Annotated in this window: 13 protein-coding genes and 1 tRNA gene; 12 read left to right on the forward strand and 2 right to left on the reverse strand. The window is 42.8% G+C overall.

What is annotated here, in order from left to right; genetic code table 11:
* Window positions 1-120 precede the first annotated feature (120 nt).
* Complete coding sequence (locus FUT79_RS11920; RefSeq protein WP_024753214.1) at window positions 121-1,881, forward strand: aminopeptidase P family protein; 1,761 nt, start codon at window positions 121-123, stop codon at window positions 1,879-1,881.
* Window positions 1,881-3,287, forward strand: a complete 1,407-nt coding sequence (locus tag FUT79_RS11925; RefSeq protein ID WP_148879155.1) for an NFACT RNA binding domain-containing protein — start codon at window positions 1,881-1,883, stop codon at window positions 3,285-3,287. The genes FUT79_RS11920 and FUT79_RS11925 overlap by 1 nt, the downstream gene beginning before the upstream one ends.
* A 1,293-nt stretch (window positions 3,288-4,580) precedes the next feature.
* Here the strand turns inward: FUT79_RS11925 and fusA are convergent.
* On the reverse strand, window positions 4,581-6,638 hold the full coding sequence (gene fusA, locus FUT79_RS11930) for an elongation factor G (protein ID WP_024753212.1): 2,058 nt from the start codon (window positions 6,636-6,638) through the stop codon (window positions 4,581-4,583).
* 281 nt (window positions 6,639-6,919) lie between these two features.
* A complete protein-coding gene (locus tag FUT79_RS15175) occupies window positions 6,920-7,075 on the reverse strand; it encodes a hypothetical protein (RefSeq protein ID WP_156009298.1) in 156 nt (51 codons plus the stop codon).
* A 493-nt stretch (window positions 7,076-7,568) separates the two neighbouring features.
* Between FUT79_RS15175 and FUT79_RS15180 the strand changes: the two genes are divergently transcribed.
* The 10 genes from FUT79_RS15180 to FUT79_RS11980 all read left to right on the forward strand — a co-directional run bounded on the left by FUT79_RS15180 (window position 7,569) and on the right by FUT79_RS11980 (window position 17,284).
* Window positions 7,569-7,706, forward strand: a complete 138-nt coding sequence (locus FUT79_RS15180; protein ID WP_156009297.1) for a hypothetical protein — start codon at window positions 7,569-7,571, stop codon at window positions 7,704-7,706.
* A 288-nt stretch (window positions 7,707-7,994) separates the two neighbouring features.
* Entirely contained in the window at window positions 7,995-8,939 is a 945-nt protein-coding gene (locus FUT79_RS11935; RefSeq protein ID WP_148889702.1) for a PilZ domain-containing protein, read from the forward strand.
* Window positions 8,936-10,069 carry a tetratricopeptide repeat protein gene (locus FUT79_RS11940; protein WP_148879158.1) on the forward strand — a complete coding sequence of 378 codons (1,134 nt, stop codon included), beginning with the start codon at window positions 8,936-8,938 and terminating at the stop codon, window positions 10,067-10,069. The genes FUT79_RS11935 and FUT79_RS11940 overlap by 4 nt, the downstream gene beginning before the upstream one ends.
* Before the next feature lie 700 nt (window positions 10,070-10,769).
* Complete coding sequence (locus FUT79_RS11950) at window positions 10,770-11,456, forward strand: TPM domain-containing protein (protein WP_024753208.1); 687 nt, start codon at window positions 10,770-10,772, stop codon at window positions 11,454-11,456.
* Between the two features lie 604 nt (window positions 11,457-12,060).
* Window positions 12,061-12,134: transfer RNA gene (locus tag FUT79_RS11955), tRNA-Val, on the forward strand.
* A 586-nt stretch (window positions 12,135-12,720) separates the two neighbouring features.
* Window positions 12,721-13,122 carry a hypothetical protein gene (locus FUT79_RS11960; protein ID WP_002696237.1) on the forward strand — a complete coding sequence of 134 codons (402 nt, stop codon included), beginning with the start codon at window positions 12,721-12,723 and terminating at the stop codon, window positions 13,120-13,122.
* Window positions 13,123-13,144: 22 nt separating this feature from the next.
* The gene (locus FUT79_RS11965; RefSeq protein WP_044634401.1) at window positions 13,145-13,966 is read left to right on the forward strand and encodes a DnaJ domain-containing protein; all 822 of its coding nucleotides are present in this window, start codon (window positions 13,145-13,147) and stop codon (window positions 13,964-13,966) included.
* Window positions 13,963-14,715, forward strand: coding sequence for a type I methionyl aminopeptidase (map, locus tag FUT79_RS11970; RefSeq protein ID WP_024753206.1), 753 nt, complete (start codon window positions 13,963-13,965; stop codon window positions 14,713-14,715). The genes FUT79_RS11965 and map overlap by 4 nt, the downstream gene beginning before the upstream one ends.
* Window positions 14,716-15,618: 903 nt before the next feature.
* Entirely contained in the window at window positions 15,619-16,293 is a 675-nt protein-coding gene (locus FUT79_RS11975; protein ID WP_044634402.1) for a DUF969 domain-containing protein, read from the forward strand.
* Window positions 16,286-17,284: a DUF979 domain-containing protein gene (locus FUT79_RS11980; RefSeq protein WP_044634403.1), complete on the forward strand. Its 999-nt coding sequence runs from the start codon at window positions 16,286-16,288 to the stop codon at window positions 17,282-17,284. The genes FUT79_RS11975 and FUT79_RS11980 overlap by 8 nt, the downstream gene beginning before the upstream one ends.
* Window positions 17,285-17,375: the final 91 nt, after the last annotated feature.

Consider the following 17,375-nt stretch of genomic DNA (forward strand, 5'->3'; position numbering starts at 1 on the left):
ACAATCAAGGCGAAAAAACGGTTTGTGTATTTTGTACTCGGCGTTTACGACCGAGTAAGCAAGACGATACTTTTTGTTTGACAAAGTAAACAAACTAAATAATTATTTGAGGAGACAGAATTGACCATACCTGAAAGATTAGCGGCATTACGAAAACGAATGGCGGAAGAAGGGATCGATGCGTACTATATTCCTTCTTCGGATGCGCATCAAAGCGAATATCTTCCGAAATATGCAAAAACGCGGGAGTATATATCGGGATTTACGGGCTCGGCAGGAACGGCGGTGGTAACCAAGGATAAGGCGCTGTTGTGGACCGACGGGCGTTATTTTTTGCAAGCGGAGCAGCAATTGCACGGCAGCGGTTTTGAGCTTTGCAAAATGGGCGAGCCGGGCGTACCGAGTATCGAAGAATTTTTTCAGCACGAGTTACGGGCGGGTGATACGCTTGGGCTTGACGGTAAGGTAACCGCCGCCGCTTCGTATCGGCAGCTGAAGGACTGTTTGCCCGCAATTCGTTTTGTTGCCGACAAAGACCTTGTGGGCAGTATTTGGAACGACCGCCCCGAACCGCGGTATAGTACGGCGTATATATTGGAACAAAAATACACCGGCAAAAGCGTGAAGGAAAAGCTTTCCGAAGTGCGGGCATTGCTTGCAGAAAAAAAATGCGACGCAACGGTTATCGGTGCGCTTGAAGATATTTGCTGGCTGTACAATATCCGCGGCAGCGATGTGAAATCAAATCCCGTGCTTACTTCGTATGCGATTATTGAAAAAACGCAGGCGAAGCTTTTTATTGACCCACGCCAAATGCCGAAGGATGTAGAGGAAGCATTACGCAAAGAAGGCGTTGACTGTTATCCATACGAAGCGGTGTTTGAGGCGGCGGCAAAACTTGACGGTGTAGTGTTCATTGATCCGTCCCGCACCAATATTTATTTGCGGAATTGTATTCAGGCAAAAGTGCTTGAAGGGATTAACCTCACCAGTATTCTTAAAGCGGTAAAAAATGAAACGGAACTTAAAAGCATTCGCAACGCAATGCTCAAAGACGGTGTTGCAATGGTGCAAATTATAAAATGGATAGAAGAAAATGCGGACGCACGTATCAGCGAATGCGATGTTGCCGATAAGCTTTTGGAATTCCGTGCGGCGCAAAAGGATTTTATCGAGGCAAGCTTCGGCACTATTTCGGGATACGGGGCAAACGGCGCGATTATCCACTATGCGCCGCGGCCGGAAACCTGCGCAACCCTTGAGCCGAAAGGATTCCTGCTTTTGGATTCGGGCGGGCAGTATCGGGACGGCACAACCGATATTACCAGAACTATTCAGCTCGGGCCGCTTACCGAAGAAGAGCGCGAAGATTATACGCTAGTATTAAAATCGCATATTCAACTTGCGATCGCCCAGTTTAAAGCCGGCACGCCGGGGTATGTGCTTGACGGTATTGCGCGCCTCCCCTTATGGAAGGCGGGCAAAGATTATAAACACGGCACCGGACACGGCGTAGGGTTTGTGCTTTCAGTTCACGAAGGGCCGCAATCAATCTCCAACCGCTATACTATCAATGTGCCGCTTGAGCCCGGCATGGTAACGTCAAATGAGCCGGGAATGTATGTTGCGGGCAGTCACGGAATTAGAATAGAAAATCTGACGGTTACGCAAGTTGCAATCGAAAATGAATATGGCCCCTTTTATTCGTTTGAAACCGTAACGCTGTGCCCGATTGACACTCGGCCGGTAATTAAAAGTTTATTGCTGCCAGAAGAGCTTGCATGGCTGAACAATTACCACAAACTGGTTCAGGAAAAACTGAGCCCGCTGTTGGATGCCGAGCACCAAGCCTTTCTTGCCGAGCGGTGTAAGGCGCTGTAATGTCATTAAACTCTGCGGAAATAAATCTCATTTTAAAAGAGTTGGATATCGAAGGCTCCTATGTGCAAAAAATAGTGCAGCCTTCGTATTCCGCATTGGTGCTGTTCCTGTACAAAAACAGGGCGATAAATCTTTTTATCGGGTTGGAAGGCGGTGCCTGCCGTTTGCACGAAACAGCGAAGAAAATCCCCAAGTTTGAAAAGCCCTTACGCTTTATGGAACTTTTGCGGTCAAAAATTCGCGGTATGAAAATCACGCAGGCGGAGCAGCTGCACAATGACCGAATTATTAAAATCAGCTTAAGCGGCGGCGATGAAAAACTTTTTTTGTACATCAGACTTTGGAGCGGCGCGGCGAATATTATTTTGACGGATTCACAGCAGCGGATTATCGACGCCTTTTATCGCCGCCCAAAACGGGGCGAAGTTTCAGGGGCGCTTTGGAATGAGCCGGAGCCGCCGCAAACCGCATCCGTTTTTTCAGTGCGTGAATACGATAGCACAAAAAGTTTTAATCAGGCAATAGAGGAATGGTATGACCAAAAAGCACCGAAGGTATCGCGGGAAGCCTTATTGGAGCAGGCGGAAAATCTTTACGGTGCAAGAATTGATAAACTGCGCGCGGTAATTAAAAAACTGACCGCCAAGCGGCAAACTTTTTCTCAAAACGAGCAGCTCAAACATCAGGGTGATTTGCTTTTAAGCAATTTGCATTTGATTAAACCCAATAGCGATTTTGTTGAGCTTGAAGATTATACCGCACCCGGCACCGTTTTGCGTATTCAGCTTAACCCGCAGAAAACCGCAAAAGAAAATGCCGCTTTTTATTATGAGCAATATAAAAAAGCGGTTTCCGGTTTGCAAGCATTGAGCGAAGATATACAGGCGGCAGAAAACAGAATTGCCGGTTTACAAGCCGAACTAGCAAATATCAGAGCCGAAGAGAATCCCCGCCTCATCGAAAAACTGCTCCGCAAGCAGCCTGCCGCAACCAAACAAAAACCGGCAACGCAAAAAGAAAAAACAGGCTTAACCTTTTTTGTTGACGATTGGACATTGCATGTCGGCAGAACAGCGGCGGAAAACGATTCCCTATTGCGCCATGTTGTAAAGGGTGCCGATCTTTGGCTGCACACCCGGGATTATGCCGGCGGGTATGTGTTTATCAAAGCCAAAAAAAACAAAACAGTGCCGCTTCCCGTTTTAATCGCTGCCGGAAACCTTGCCGTTTTTTACTCAAAGGCGCGCAAAGCAGGCGCTGCGGATTTATACTATACACAGGTTAAGCACCTCCGCCGCGCAAAAAACGCTCCCAAAGGAACCGTCCTGCCCTCCAACGAAAAAAATCTCTCCGTCAAACTTGACCCCAAAATTCTAAAAATGCTTGAGTCGTGCAGAGCGGACTGAGAAGAAAACTTTTGTGCTTGTGTAAAAAGTTTTATAAACCCCATTACAGTGCCGCTTCCACGCAGAAGCGACGGTTTTCCTGTCCCATCAAAACGAAAGACAAAATTCGAGCGCTGCCAGTAAGCCTATGGTAAATTGCCACGGACGTCAAAATCAGAACGGGCACGGACGCCCGTGGTTCCATACAGACGGTTTAGTTTTTGACACGGACGGCAAAAATCAGAACAATGCAAAACGATGTTTAAAAGCATCAATATAAAATTATAAAATTGAAGCTTTTAAACTCGCAGCTGTGATTTAATAAAAAATACTAAAAATCACAGCAAGGCAGTGGTTCCAAGCAGAAACGATGTTTTAAAGCAAGACTATTACAAAGCTTTAAAACTCGTGGTTTAGTTTTTGCCACGGACGGCAAAAACTAAACCGTTGTGTCGGACTCTTTTTTATAAAACTTTTTACATTTTCCAGAGCCTTAATCGTAGTTGTGGCAAAAAAGACCGCAGTTGCAAAAATATTCCATTACCTTGAACCAAAATACTACCAATTTATAAAACGGTATTTTAAACTCACCAACCTAGTTCTATATTAATTACTAAATACAAATTATTCGGGCGTTCCCCTTCGTGCGGCGTTTTTATTTCTGGCGAACGCCGCACGGAGGGTCGGCGTACTACGGGCTCCGGCTATCGCCTGCGGCTCTTTTTGCGCTATTTTAGGCGCGCAAAAAGGATCCGGCTTCGCGCTTTTGAAAAAGCGCGAAGCCGCCCTCCGTCCGCCTAACGCAATGCCTACAACTCAAACAGGTTTTACTCTTCTTAATACCGGTTATTTTTTTCATATACGCACGCCCTGCATTCCCGTTCAGGGCAGGCATAAAAATTTTTGTATCTGTATTGTGAGTTAGCCCCTAGTATAACGTTTTGTAATTAACTTCCTGTTATACAAATTGGAGTACTAACAATGAGGGAGTGCGGATTTAAGCATTCCTATGGTAAATTGCTCGCCGTTGCCAAATTCCAAACGATGTTTAAAAGCATCAACACTGTTTTGTAAAATTGAAGCTTTTAAACTCGTTGGCGAAGCGGAGACAAATTATTAACGCTTCGCCCGTGCGCCGTGTCGAACTCTTTTTTATAAAATTTTTTACGTTTTGGGTAAGATGTATTAAAAAATATAATCGACTTAATTACAAAACGGTATACCTGCAATGACTTACCGAGAAAATATCGCTAAAAAATCTAATGTTTAAAGAAAAGCTTCTAAAAATTAATATTTTTAGAAGCTTTTTTATACTTATAATCCGCCTTTTTTAACCTCAAAATGGCTGAAGGTCATTGCAAAGGAAGCCCTTCCCTGACTTACCGAACGGAGGTCGGTGGAAAAACCGAACATTTTTGCCATCGGTGCCTGTGCATGCACCACATCAATATCGGTTTTAGAATCCATCCCCAAAATAAGCCCGCCGCGTTGGGTAACAAGACTCATTGCATCGCCGACAAATTCTTTCGGACTTGCAATATCGACATTCATTACCGGCTCAAGCAATTCAGGCGAAGCTTTTCTGCACGCCTCGTCAAAGCCCATCGCCGATGCCGCCTCAAAGGCAAAAGGAGTTGAGCTTAACTCGTCATACTCGGCGGAAAGGAGGGTTACGCCGACATCAACGCAAGGGTACCCGTACTGAATACCCGAACCGAAAGCGCCTTCGATTCCGTGTTTTATTGCTTCTAAAATTTCTTTTGGCACTGCATGAGACGAATACGCACCCGAAACCGCTTCTTTTACATTTGAGGTAAATAAATTTCCTTCCCCACGCTTACGAGGTTCAATTTTGAGCGTGAGTTTTGCGGTGTTTTCTTTTCCGCCGAGCATCTTACTGAAAGCTTCAGTATGTTCAACAGAGGCGGTAACGGATTCGCGGTAGGTAACTTGAGGATTTCCCACGCGGGCGGAAACCTTAAAATCATCAAGCATGCGAGTGGTTAAAACCTCAAGATGAAGCTCTCCCATACCGGAAATAATCAGCTGCCCCGTTTCAGCATCTTCCCGAGCGGTAAAGGTTGGATCTTCCCGCGATAAAATTTCAAGCGTTTCTTTCAGTTTTGCCCGTTCCGACAAACTTGACGGCTCAATCGCAACGGAAATAACCGGCTCGGGGAAGTGCATGGACTCAAGCAGGATGGGCATCCCCTCGCTGCCAAGCGTATCGCCGGTTTGCGCCGTTTTTAAGCCGATAAAAACCGCAATATCACCCGCCTGTACCGTATCCATAGACTCCGATTTATTGGAATGCATACGTAAAATGCGATTAACCCGCTCCCGCTTTTTTTTGCCGATATTCATAACCTGTTCGCCTGCGCGAATCTTTCCCGAATACATGCGCACATAGCAAAGCGAGCCCGCTTCCCGATCATACTGGATTTTAAATACCAGTCCCAACGGTACACCACTTTCCTTGCAGGGAATGGAAACCGTTTCCTCTTTTTTTATTTGAATGCCTTCTGCCGGTGCTACCTCATCGGGAGCGGGCAGGTAATCAACGATGGCATCGATTAGCGGCTGCACCCCCGTGTTATGCCGCGCTGAGCCGCATAAAAAGGGAATATATTGCCGATTCAGCACCGCTTTCCGCAGCTCTTTTTTTATCAATTCGGCGGAAGGTTCTTCTCCCTCCAATAAGAGTTCGGTAACTTCATCCGAGTATGAAGAAATCACGTCAAGCATTTTTTCGCGCCAATTTTCAGCTGCTTCGCGGTTGGTATCCGAAATCGGCTTCCGCTCAAACTTTTCGCCTTCACTTGCCTCATCCCATGTAATTTCTTCCATTGTAATGAGGTCGATAACACCGCTAAAGCTCTCCGCAGAGCCGATAGGGATTTGTAAGGGAACCGTTTCGATAGCGAATTTTTTATGCACATCCTCCATCACCGAAAAAAAGTCAGCACCAATCCTATCCATTTTATTTACAAAACAGATTCGCGGTACCTTGTACCGGTCAGCCTGACGCCAGACGGTTTCGGTTTGCGGCTGTACCCCGCCGACCGCACAAAGCACGGCAACTGCTCCGTCCAGCACACGCAAGGAGCGTTCAACCTCGGCTGTAAAATCCACATGACCGGGCGTGTCGATGATGTTTATTTGAAAATCGCGCCAATATGTTGTAGTTGCGGCAGACTGAATAGTAATTCCCCGCTCCTGCTCCTGCGCCATCCAATCCATCGTTGCAGCTCCGTCATCAATCTCTCCGATACGATGAATTTTTCCGGTATAAAATAAAATGCGCTCGGTTGTGGTAGTTTTGCCGGCATCAATATGCGCCATAATGCCGATATTTCTCATTTTTTCCAACATGGTGAAAATCCTTAAACTGATTTGCTAAAAAGAAACGGTGTATTCTTTAATAAAACTGGAAATAAGTGCAGAATAAGACATGTCCGTTTGTAAACTCGGATAGTATAACGGAAAAAAAATAAATTTTCAAGTTAGTTTAAAAGAGCCACGACAAGAGCTAAGAAGATTTTTATTCTTTCCTTTGCAGTAAAAATAATCTTTTTTTTAAGTGTTTCGTGAAGAATTAGATTGATAATGCTTGTGCTAAACTGCCGAACGGGTCTAAACTCATTGCGTAGCGCTTAGCTTTCACCTGAATATTTTTTGCCGTGAATATGTTCTACCCGTTTGAGAATTGCAAGTGCCCATTTGCGAATAATGTTTTGGTTCATTGCGGCATTCTTGTCTATCGTGGTGTTCGCATCTTCTTTGAACGTAACATCCAAATGCCAATGCATACTTTCTATCGCTCAATGTCCGCGCACCGCTTTCATAAATAAGTCGATATGAGCAGCCAAAGAACTGATGTAATACCCGTCGTTTGATGGTCGTTTTCTCTCCCGTTATGATAACGGTTTCAACCATACTGGTAGTTTTTATGCCTTCCCACTTACCATTAATTGCAAACCATGTAATGTCATCAGTTATATAGTATTTTCTTGTTTCAAATTGTCCGTGTGCTTTTTCAGATGTACTTCGGTAATTTTCGCACGCTGTAAGGTTTTCTCGTATCTCGTCAATACGAAAATAGTCAGAAATATTATCGGTGAGCGTTTGTCCGAGTGTGTAACCGTCTTCATTGCAATAGGCGCTGACGATGTGCGGGATCCGTATCGTCTCCGCTTTGCAGCTCGGGATATACCGTTCCGAATTCTTCCATATCCATAAAAGCGTTTTAGCCGCTTATCTCGAAAGAGTAAAGAGTTTTGCTTATGTGATCAGGGCTTACGCATGAACAAGGTGAGGCTGCCCATTGAACCCCGCTTTATGGCGGCTGTTGGCTGCTGCATTTTTGAGGATGCGAAAGGGATGGGAGTGGAAATTGTGCCGCCGATTGTATTTGTACAAGGAGCAACTTATGGACGTTAGGGAATAACGTTGCTGGTTTTTCGCAGAAGAGGCGGCACAATTGGAGCGGACAGCCCGGTTTTTTCATTTAAGGTCTAATGTCAAAAATGAAAAAATTCGCCCGTATGATTATGACTCTGCCGAAATGTTATAGAAAGGCTTCTATGTCAAGTTCGCCGGCAAAGCAGGCAGTCCAATAACGGCGGAGTATGAGTCAAACACGCTGCGTAAGTTTTGAGTATGGTATCTCTCGTGCGGAATTATAGATTATACCTTGACCTTTTAGCACTTTTACGGTAACATTTTTGCATGGGATTTGCTACAAGTCAGCAGCTTAATAAATTTTATGACTCATATAAAAATATTGATGTAACATTTACAAAAGATGTTATACAGGCATTGAGTTTGAATACGCAACAAGTGTATGTACGGTGTGCCGGCAGCCAATGGCCATGTATTATCAATTCCGCATCTATGGTTGGCGCAAAAATTATAGCAGGCAAAAAAAGCGGTTTGTATGCAAAAATTGAAGAAGGACACACAAACCTCAGCATACGTTTTTTCTTTTTTGAACCGGGAGCAAAAGATAGTCTTTCTTTTTTTGTTTCTGCAAAACTTATCGATACAACTCCGTACAGAAGTTCTGCCGATTTGGTAATTTTCAGCTTAGAATATACACAAAGAGCTCCCGATGATTTAATCGAAAAGTTGGGATTTTTACTTGAAGCAAATATCAGTTCAACAAAAAGAAAAGAAGAGCGAATTCAGCTTGACCCTGCCTCTATGCGGAAAATGAACTTAGCAAAAAAAGAAACTATTGTCTTTATTCAAGGTATTCCGAGACGTTGTATTTTACGAGACCTCTCTTTTTCCGGAGCGAGATTTATTATGGTCGGAGTTGGTTCCTTTTTAAGTCAAAAAGGGGCTATGCTGAAAATTGATTTTGAAGAGCCCGATGTTAATATCGGTATTCGAGGAAAAATTGTTCGAGCGGAACAGGTCGAAGGCAGAAAAGATCTTGTTTCTCTGGCGATGGAATTTACGCCGGGAACCGTACCGATGATTTATAAAATGCACCTCAATCAGTATTTCTCTCATAGCAGAAATATACCTCCCTTGAAATCTGAACAACAACCGGTACAAGAAACGAATCAGCAAATTCAAAAACCGCAAGAACGGAACCCCGCGGAGCCTAAACAGGCGGAAATTCCCGGCGGATTAAATGATCTTAACCTTCCCGATTTTACCTCATGAAAGAATTAGACTCGCTTTTTTTTATACAGTTGCCTGAAAATTATACGATCGCCTCTGCAATTCCGGACTTTGATCCTTCAATCCCGCTTCCTATTCAGTTGCCCGCCGGCGAAGAAAACATTCAGCCAAAGGAAATTACGCAAGAGATGATTCTTGCAGGAATGCTCACTGTTTTCGCATACGATCGGGATAATTTGCATACTCAATATTATCGCGATATTTTCCTCAATTTAAAACCGAATATTAGAGCTGAAATGACAGAAGCAGCTATCATTAAAACAAAAAACGGAGACTTTGAACTCGCGGAAGAACTTCTCCTTGCATTAGAAGGTTTGTTTTCCGCCGATATGTTCACAAAACTCAATCTTGCACTATTAATGGAAGAACGCAGCCGTTTTTATCGGGAGGCGGGAGCCGATGACGAAGCGGATTATTACAACGATGAGGCTTTTCATTTTTATAAAGAAGTTTTAGCTGCAGAACCGCCTATTCCGCAAGCATTTTTTAATGCAGGGTTTTTCTTTATCAAGCAGAGCAATTACGCGAAAGCACGTTCGGTTTTTGAAACTTACTTACAATTGGAAGATACAACAACAGACACCGCAGAAACTCGGAAGCAAAAAGCGCGAGATCTTATTGACTGGATAAACACACAAGCGCTTGATGATGATTTATTTAAAGAAGCCTATGACTTCATGCAAATGAATCAAGAGGAAAAAGCTTTAGAAAGGATTAGAGAATTTCTTTCGCATCATCCTAAAGTTTGGAACGCATGGTTTTTACTCGGCTGGGCATTACGCCGACTAAACCGTTGGGAAGATGCAAAAGCCGCCTTTTTGCATTGCCTTGAACTCGGGCAGGATAACGAAGAAATAAAAACCGCATACAGCGATATTTGCAATGAACTTTCCATCTGTTTAACAGAATTAAAAGAATATCAAAAAGCTGAAAAATGGCTGCTTTCCGCTCTTGCCGAGGAGCCTGAAAATATAAAAATTATCTCAAATTTGGGCAGCCTTGCGTTGAAAAAAGGCAAAACTGAAGAAGCAAAAGGTTTTTTCCGCACTGTGTTGGAAATTAACCCCACTGATAACCTTGCAAAAATGATGCTGGCGCAGTTGAACGACTAAAGCGAATAACTTAAAACACGTACGAATGCTTTTGCAGTCGCTAAATTGCTGTAACGCTCTGCAATTACCTTGCTAGTATAACGTTTTTTGATAACTTGATTATTTTTCTTAATGTATTTTATACAAATCGTAAAAAGTTGTATAAAAAAGAATCCGACACGGCGCAACGGCGAGCAATTTACCATAGTGATACTGAATCCACAAGCAGTCATGGTTAGCGCTCTAATTACTAACAGCAACTTAATTACAAAACGCTACAGTAGCACAGGCGAAACCTTGGAATTTCTCCCCTTGTTTCGCCTACGAGTTTTGCCTGTTTACGCTGGAGTGTCAGGCAAAACATCGTTTAGAATTGAGCACGGGCGAAACCTTGGAATTTCTCCCCTTGTTTCGCCTACGAGTTTTGCCTGTTTACGCTGGAGTGTCAGGCAAAACATCAATACAAAACTGTGAAATTGAAGCCTTAAAACTCGCAGGCACTGTGAGCAAGAAAAACTAAAACTACATTCAGAACGGGCACGGAATCCCTTGGTTCCACATCTGATTTGAGTATTGTGATTTTATGAAAATTAATTATTGCTTGTATCATGCGTCTGCATTGTTTTTTATAAAAAATAGGTATATAGTAGTAAGTATAGTGGTTTTAAAATATTGCTCGGAGAAGACAGTTTAGTTTTAGTAAATTATAAAGGGAGTAACAATGAAAGAGCTGAAATTTATTAAAAAAATAGGTATTGAATCAAAGGATTTTACCGCAATTAAAGAAGCAGTGGAAAAAGCGGAAAAAAATACGGATGGAGAAATTGCGCTTGCAGTTATTAAAGAGTCCGATGATTATTCGAAATATGAGCTTGTATCGGGGCTTATAGTTGCTGCCGCAGCTTTTCTTGCACTGTTGCCCTTTTCAGATTCGATAAACTGTTTTTTAAATACTACATTTTGGTATCCTGCAACATGGTATTTGCCGGCTTTTGTCGGTTTGATTGCAGCTGTCGTTACGGGTATCTTTTTTATAATAGCAAATATTCCTGTTGTTGATAGATTCATTATTCCTAAGCGTGAAAAAAATGAACGGGTATATACCCGTGCTTTACGTCATTTTATGGAAAGCGGAATTTATAAAACAAAAAACAGAGCGGGGATTCTTATTTTTATCTCTGTGATGGAGCGGAAGGTTTTTGTGTTAGCCGATGAAGGCATTAACGCAAAAATAGAGCATGGTGAATGGCAGAGCGTATGCAATAAAATTTGCGATGGGATAAAACAAAAACAGGCAGGAAAGGTACTTTGTGAAGCTGTGGCTGACTGTGGGGAAAAGCTTGCAAAATATTTTCCGGCAAAAAATATTAATCCGAACGAATTGCCGGACGGCTTAGTGGTGTTATAAAAAACATACTTAAATTGAAATCCTAAGAAAACTCTATTTTTATATGGCGCATTCATAGTTTACCGAGTGTGCGGGTTTTTGTTTTTATAGCTTTCATTATGCAAAAATAGACAGGCTTACACATGAACAAGTGGCGGCTACCCCTTTGCAGTAATAGGAGTTTTCAAACTCGTATAACGTTCTGTAAGTCGGTACAAAGCTTTAAAACTCGCAGGTTTGGTTTTGCCACGGATGACAAAAACTCAGAACAATGTAAAACGATGTTTAAAAGCATCAATACAAAATTAACAAAATTATAAAATTGAATCTTTTAAACTCGCAGCCACTGTAAACAAGAATGCCAAAACTACATTCAGAACGGGCACGGACGCCCGTGGTTCCACGCAGAAGCGACGTTTTAAAGCAAGACTTTTTGCAAAGCTTCACCCTTTCCCTAAGAATCCGCCTGGGAACCAATGCCTATATCCTTTTTATTGTGCAAACTATTTTCACTTATGTCTAACTCACAATAAAAATACAAAAATTTTCATGCCTGCCCTGCAAAAATGAATAATGCTCTTGACATTTTTTGTGAAATACGATATTTTGCTTTCGTCTTCCATACGGGCGCTTAGCTCAGCTGGTACGAGCGTCTGGTTTACACCCAGAATGTCGGCGGTTCGATCCCGTCAGCGCCCATCACTAACCCATTGCCACATAAGGACTTACAGCATTTTATACTTTCCTGAACTGTCTCGGTATCAACAAGGAGTATGTCGACAATGGATTATTAATCCCTTAAACGAATACCTTTCCTGTTTTTCCATTCATCAGATAACAAACCAAAAGATTATAATGAGAAACTCAGTGTTTATGTCGATACAGGGGTTCGTTCTATTTTTCATGCGAATAATTTCATCGCGTTGAAAATTAAGAAAAATTATCCGGTGTGCTAAAATAGCTTGTAAGCCTTACTGAGACATCCGCTGTTATTTTCCGGTTTTTCAGAATATCCCGGTGCTATCATAAAATAGGAGTTCCCAACTTATAGTTTTGCTCCTTCAGTATAACGTTTTATAATTAAGCTGCTGTTTACTTATCGGAACATCAACACTAATGGCTTGCAGCTTCAGCATCACTATGGTAAGTTTACTCACCGTTGCGCCGTGTCGAGATCTTTTTTATAAAATTGTCTTGATTTGTATTATTAACATGTCTTGTTCTTGTCGTGCGCCGCATTATATTTCTCTTGATTTTTTTGCCGATATTGCATAGACTGAAAGCCATGATAGGACTGATTTATTTTTCAAAAAATAACGCCGCGCAAAAATTACTCGACAGTATTTTAAATGCTGCAAAAGAAAAACACGCCGATATCCGGCTGATTGACGGCAACCGTATGACGGAAACCGATCGATTAACCCCGTATCAGTATTTGGCTGTTTTTATCGGAGATAAATCGTTCTTTCAAAAAAAGCCCGACCCTAAAACTTTTGACATACTAAAAAATCATGGGAATCTGCAAGGGAAAAAAGGGGCGGTGTTTACTCTGCAAAACGGCTTTTTTTCTCAAAAGTTTTGTAAAAATGTTATGGAAAATCTCGAAGCAATGGGTATGCTCTTAGATTATTTTAAGCTTATAAAAAACACAACCGACGCCTCAATCGCGGGGAAAAACATCGGCTAAGCAAATCGGGAGCCCCATCAGCATGGAAAACTACTATCGCATTTTAGGAGTTCGCCCTTCAGCCTCAATCGTAGAAATCAAACACTCTTTCAGAAAAAAAGCAAAGCTGCTGCATCCGGACATACCCTCAAATGCCGCATCTTCTGCCGACAGAAAAAACAGAGAAAAAGAGATGCAGCTTTTGATAACCGCATACGAAGTGTTAATAAACCCGAAGCTGCGAGCCGAGCTTGATACATTTTATGCGCGCTTTCAAAAAGAAACAGTGGATTCCGGTTTTGATTACCGGCTTTGGCTTGTCGGACAAACCGATTTGGAAAGCAGAACACAGCTGATAGTTTTTGACCTCTTTCATAATCTTGAAGAAGAGGCGGTGGCGGAATATTTGCGATTACGGGCGGCTCCGAAAAGTTTCTGGCTTTCACTGTATATGGATCGGGAAGATTTTATGGACTTCGGGTTTATCCTTGCGGAAGAATTATATTTGCGGGATCATCATTACGAAGCCTTTGTTATTCTGGAAGAGATTATTTATGAAGAATTAAAAAAAAATTATTTTAAGCATTTTTTCCCCGAAGTTTTAAAGCTGGCAAAAACTCTTATCATCGGAAAAATTATTCCGGCATTAGGCGATGACATTGCGCTTGAATGTTATGAAGCAGCGGTTGATTTCGGTTTTGAATCAAGTATAACCGCAGAGCTGTATAAAAAAATGGGGGAATGCCATCTACGAATAGGCGATAAAGAGCTTGCCATACACTGCTTTCGGCAAGCCCTTGCATTAAACCCGCGAATACGCGGCATAAGCAGTACAAAAATGCATACTATTTTGGAGAATATATGATACGCATTAAAACAAAAGAACAGATCGACGGAATTCGCCGTTCCTGTAAAGCTTTGGCTCAACTGTTTGAGGAGCTTATTCCTCATGTAAAACCGGGAGTCAGTACAAAACAATTAGACGATTTTTGTGTTGACTTTATTACTAAAATAGGCGGGAAGCCCGCATGGTATGCGGAAGGCTTCCCCGGTGCAGCCTGTATTTCCATCAACGAAGAGGTTATACACGGTGTGCCGTCAAAAAATAAATTCGTTCAAGAAGGTGACCTTGTCTCCCTTGATATCGGCATCGATTTGGGCGGTTATATCAGCGATGCATGCAGAACCGTGCCGGTCGGTAAAGTAAGTCCCGAGCGGCTGCAATTGCTGGAAGTTACCACAAACTGTTTGGCTGCGGGAATTGCGGCATGCCAAGCGGGAAAACGCGTTAAGGCAATATCAAAAGCGGTATTCGAGCTGGCAAGTCAGTATAATTACGGCGTTGTTTACGAGTACTGCGGGCACGGCGTAGGGCTTTCCGTACACGAGCCGCCGAATATTCCAAATGTCCCTTATCCCGGCGGACCGAATGAGCGCTTGCGAGCGGGAATGGTTGTTGCCATTGAGCCGATGATCAACCTCGGCACCGATGAGGTTAAAACACTTTCCGACGGTTGGACTGTTGTAAGCGCCGACGGCTCCTGCTCCTGCCATATGGAAAACACCGTCGCCATCTTTGAAGACCACACCGAAGTGCTTACCATCCTCGATTAGAGTACCGGTTTTTATTCATTCAAATACGGATTATAAAAAAGAGTCCGACACAATGGTTTCATTTTGCCATCCGTGGCAAAATGAAACCTGCGAGTTTTAAAGCTTTGCAATTTATTTTGCTTTAAAACATCGTTTCTGTTTGGAACCACGGGCGTCCGTGCCCGTTCTGAGTTTTGCCGTCCGTGGCAAAATTATGTCTTGCGAGTTTTAAAGCTTTGCAATCTGTCCTGCTTTAAAACGTCGCTGCTGTTTGGAACCACCGCCGTCCGTGGCGGTTCTAATTTTGCTATCCATGTCAAAAACTAAACCGTCTGTTTGGAACCACGGGCGTCCGTGCCCGTTCTGAGTTTTGCCATCCGTGGCAAAATTATGCCTTGCGAGTTTTAAAGCTTTGCAATCTGTCCTGCTTTAAAACGTCGCTGCTGTTTGGAACCATCGCCGTCCGTGGCGGTTCTGATTTTGCTATCCATGTCAAAAACTAAACCGTCTGTTTAGAACCACCGCTACGCAGTGATTTTTAGTATTTTTGATTAAATCACTGCTGCGAGTTTAAAAGCTTCAATTTTGTAATTTACTGTTGATGCTTTTAAACATCGTTTGAATTTGTTCTGATTTTGATGTCCGTGTCAAAAACAAAACCGTCTGCGTGGAACCACCGACATCCATGGCGGTTCTGAGTTTTTGCCATCCGTGGCAAAACCAAACCTGTGAGTTTTAAAGCTTTGTACCGACTTACAGAACGTTATACGAGTTTGAAAACTCCTATTACTGCAAAGGGGCAGCCGCCCCTTGCTCATGCCTAAGCCCTGAAAAAATGACCACAAGTATATACAGGAATAAAAAATTTATGTAACATACCTGTAAATTTTGATTTCTTAAAAATTTTTTATAGGAGACGTTGCTATGAATTATTTTGTATTAATCGGCGTTGCAATTATCATTATCGGGTTTATTGCAAAGCTTGATGTAGTGGCGGTTGTGCTTATTTCTGCACTTGCAACCGGACTTATTGCAAAGCAGGGATTTATTGCGGTGCTTGATTCGATCGGCACCGGCTTTGTAAATAATCGGTATATGAGTTTATTTTTTATTTCCTTTCCGGTTATTGCGATTATGGAACGCTACGGACTGAAGGAGCGGGCTGCGGATTTTATCAGGAAGATTAGGGGTGCAAGTGCGGGAATGGTAATTTGGCTGTATATTTTAATTCGTACAATAGCCGGAGCTTTTTCGATTCGCTTAGGCGGACATGTGCAATTTATTCGTCCGCTTATTCTTCCGATGGCAGAGGGTGCGGCGCAAAAGCACGGCACATTAAGCGATGAGGATATTGAGGGAATTAAGGCACTTGCGGGCGCCTCGGAAAATTACGGAAACTTTTTCGGGCAAAATATTTTTCCCGTTGCCGGCGGAGTTCTTTTAATCACGGGAACGCTGCAGGAACAAGGGGTTCCGGTAAGCAATGCTGATATTGCAAAATACTCGATTTTAGCCGGTGTCGCGATGTTGGTTATTGCTTTGGTGCAATGCTGGCTTTTTGAACGCCATCTTAAGAAAGGAGAAAAAAACAATGCTTAGTGCTATTTTTAACAACAGTATTTTAATAGATGAAATCGTATACGGGCTTTGCGGAATTGTTTCGATTGTAACCGGCTATCTTGCACTCAAAGGCAAAAAGACTCCGATCGGAACTTTTTTATTCTGGACTATTTTGGGTTTACTTTTTATGTTCGGTAAAGCTTTGGTGCTCTATGTTCCAAAAGGAGGTGCGATTATCGGCGGACTGCTTATTCTTTTAGGTGTGTTAACATTAATCAAGCAGGTAAAAATGGGAGAATTTGCACCGCTTACAAAAGAAGAAATTGAAGAGAACTCAAAAAAGGTAATGAATAAGATTTTTATTCCCGCCCTGCTTTTGGGAGTGGTTGCGATGTTTTTGGCGCAGGTAAAAAGTTTTAATATCGCAATCGGTACCACTGCCGAAGGAAAGGCTATTATCTTCGGATTTTCAACTGCGCAAGTAGTTGGACTTGCCTCAATTATCGCTTTGATTGCGGCGGTGCTTTTGACAAAACCGAGCTTGAAAAATACGGTGCATGATACGTCAAAGATGTTGATGCAGGTAGGTTCTTCAAGCCTTTTGCCGCAATTGCTGGGAGTACTCGGTGCTATTTTTGCTACAGCCGGAATCGGTACAATTATCGGGAACTTTGCGGGCGCGATTGTGCCACAAGGAATTCCGGTATTGGGCGTTATCACCTATTGTCTGGGTATGGTAATTTTTACCATGATTATGGGAAATGCTTTTGCGGCTTTTACCGTTATCACCATTGGGGTCGGCATACCTTTTGTAATCGCACAGGGCGGTAATCCTGCGGTTGTCGGCGCCTTGGGAATGACGTGCGGATACTGCGGAACCTTGCTTACGCCGATGGCGGCAAATTTCAATATTGTTCCCGCCGCTATTTTGGAAACGAACGATAAATATGCGCTAATTAAAACTCAGGCTTTTTTGTCTGCATTTTTAATTGTTGCACATATTATTCTGATGTTGTTGTTTGCTTTTTAATTGATAGTGATAATAGGAGCAATAATTGAAAGAGTCTGAAACAGAGTCTTGTTTGCTATTCGGTCAAGCAAGTTTTGCTCCTTAAGCCGCT

Source organism: Treponema phagedenis (assembly GCF_008153345.1).
In the GTDB taxonomy this organism is placed as follows: domain Bacteria; phylum Spirochaetota; class Spirochaetia; order Treponematales; family Treponemataceae; genus Treponema; species Treponema phagedenis.